3 protein-coding genes are annotated in these 2,511 nt (G+C 45.3%); 2 read left to right on the top strand and 1 reads right to left on the bottom strand.

Translation table 11 applies throughout. From position 1 onward, the window contains the following. The first annotated feature begins 125 nt into the window (after window positions 1-125). Window positions 126-1,022 (top strand): DMT family transporter, encoded by an 897-nt coding sequence (locus ACMJ0U_RS00410; RefSeq protein ID WP_417127429.1) that lies wholly within the window; start codon window positions 126-128, stop codon window positions 1,020-1,022. Between the two features lie 30 nt (window positions 1,023-1,052). Further along, the gene (rlmH, locus tag ACMJ0U_RS00405) at window positions 1,053-1,526 is read left to right on the top strand and encodes a 23S rRNA (pseudouridine(1915)-N(3))-methyltransferase RlmH (protein WP_417127427.1); all 474 of its coding nucleotides are present in this window, start codon (window positions 1,053-1,055) and stop codon (window positions 1,524-1,526) included. 5 nt (window positions 1,527-1,531) lie between these two features. Here rlmH and ACMJ0U_RS00400 read toward each other — a convergent pair whose 3' ends face one another. Beyond that, window positions 1,532-2,422, bottom strand: coding sequence for a glucosaminidase domain-containing protein (locus tag ACMJ0U_RS00400; protein WP_417127425.1), 891 nt, complete (start codon window positions 2,420-2,422; stop codon window positions 1,532-1,534). Between the last annotated feature and the right edge of the window lie 89 nt (window positions 2,423-2,511).

Genomic DNA, 2,511 nt, shown 5'->3' with positions numbered 1-2,511 from the left:
TGGCAAAGGTAGAATTTTATTCGTACTTTTGCAACACAATTATCCGACAAGTATTTTGACTTTTTCCAATTATGAAAAGTAGAATACCTCAGGATAAGCGTATACACCCCATTTTATTATTATTTATGTCATTATCATTTTGTACGCAGTACCCCACAGGCAAATACCATTTGCTGGCCATACTGACAGTAGGCGTTTGGGGGACTACCTTTATTTCAACGAAAGTGCTAATCGAAAACGGACTTTCACCTCAAGAAATCTTTTTTCTTCGTTTCCTAATTGCCTATATCGGTATCTGGAGTATTTCTCCACACAGGCTGCTGGCCAACCACTGGAAAGACGAACTGCTTTTCCTTGCAGCCGGATTTACAGGAGGAACCCTCTATTTTCTAACGGAAAATACAGCACTCAGTCTGACCCAGACCACGAACGTAGCTTTTATCATCTGCATGACTCCCCTACTCACTACGGCATTGTCTTTACTTACCAACCGGAATGAGAAAGCCGGCAAACGCCTGATAACCGGTTCGGTAATAGCCTTGCTGGGAGTTGCCCTACTCATTTTCAACGGCAGTTTTGTATTGAAACTTTCTCCGTTAGGCGATTTTCTCACCCTATGCGCTGCACTTTCCTGGGCTATTTACAGTCTGGTTATCCGTAAACTGTCAGGGCGCTATCCGGCCATATTCATCACCCGAAAAGTGTTTTTCTACGGAATACTGACCGGACTTCCCGCTTTTCTTGTGCATCCATTCCATTTCCCTCTTTCCGGATTTACCAACCCGATTATATGGATTAACCTCTTATTTTTGGGAGTACTGGCCTCACTTATCTGTTTTGCCGTATGGAACATTATATTAAAGCAGCTCGGCACCATTCAAGCTTCCAACTATCTCTATTTGAACCCCCTATTCACCACCATAGCCGCGTCACTCATTCTTGAGGAACAGCTTACGGTATTTGCCGTAACGGGTGTGGCACTAGTACTGGGAGGCGTATACTTTGCAGCCCGACAATCCTAACCTTTCCATCAATATCAAAAAAGTGTTTCAATGAAATTTGTACTTTTAGTTGTAGGTAAAACAGTAGAGAAACATTACATCACAGCCATTGCCGACTATGTGGAACGTGTGAAGCATTATGCCTCATTCGATATGGAAGTGATTCCTGAACTTAAAAACACCAAAAACCTCAGCATGGACCAACAGAAGGAGAAAGAAGGTGAAGCCATCCTGAAGGCTTTACAACCTGGTGATGTAGTAGTATTGCTCGACGAGCACGGAAAAGAATTCCGCTCCATCGAGTTTGCCAACTGGATAGAGCGGAAAATGCATACCGTAAACAAGCGGCTGGTGTTTATCATCGGCGGACCTTACGGATTCTCACCTTCCGTCTATCAGGCTGCCCAGGAGAAAATCTCTCTGTCCAAGATGACATTCTCACACCAGATGATACGACTTATCTTCGTGGAACAACTCTACCGGGCCATGACCATTCTGAACAACGGCCCTTATCACCACGAATAAGCCGGTTATCTCAATCGCAGAATATCGCCTACTTTCGGAGCCGGTGAATCCGGCTCCATCTTATTCAACTTATACAGGTTCTTCAAACGGATTCCGAATTTCTGGGAAATAGAATACATAGAGTCTCCCTCCCTTACCACGTACACGATGTATTCTTTCGTCGCCCGACGGCGTTTTTTCTCCAGATACACAATTTCACCTCCTGTAAACTGATAATCTTTGGGGAGTTCGTTGTAAGTACGCAGTTTCTTCTTGCTGATGCCCAACTCATCCGACAATTTTTCAAACGTATCTCCCCGACGGGCGATGACGTACACCATATCATTGGCTAAATACGGCTGATGCGGATTGGGGAATTCTTCTATCCATTCCAAACCTTTCTTGGTATCGTAACGATCCAGGTCGTAGAGTTCAATGATGTTTATCAGGCGGTCGGCATAACGCGGGTCAGTGGCATAACCTGCCTTCTTCAAGCCACGCGCCCATCCCTTGTAGTCCGTAATCTTCAAACGAAACAAAAAAGCATAACGTGCTCCCGTACGCAAGAATTTGGAATGGTCACGATACGAATCCTTGGCGTGACGATAAGCCCGGAAACACTCATTCGGTGCATCATCATCGGCACGCACCGTCCGTCCGTCCCAACTCCGTCCACACTTGATACCGAAATGGTTGTTCGACTTGCGAGCCAGTTCACTTCGTCCGGCTCCCGACTCCAGCAGTCCCTGTGCCAGCGTGATACTGGCCGGAATGTGATAACGCTTCATTTCTTCCACTGCAATTTTGTGATACTGCCGGATGTAATCTTCATACGCTTTATTCTTGCGCTGAGCTGCTCCCAACGACAATGCTATCCCTGCCAGACAGCACACCAAAATATATTTCAATGATTTCATGCAGTTCTTCTTTACCGTTTAACGTGCAAAGATAAACGATTCACCCCAGAAGCTTACGGGCAAACATTTAAAAATACAGAAAAGCAGGG

Origin of the sequence: Phocaeicola sp., from assembly GCF_048170425.1 — a bacterium.
In the GTDB taxonomy this organism is placed as follows: domain Bacteria; phylum Bacteroidota; class Bacteroidia; order Bacteroidales; family Bacteroidaceae; genus Phocaeicola.
Note: the sequence above shows the minus strand (reverse complement) of the source record. Positions and strands in the feature narration are given on the sequence as shown.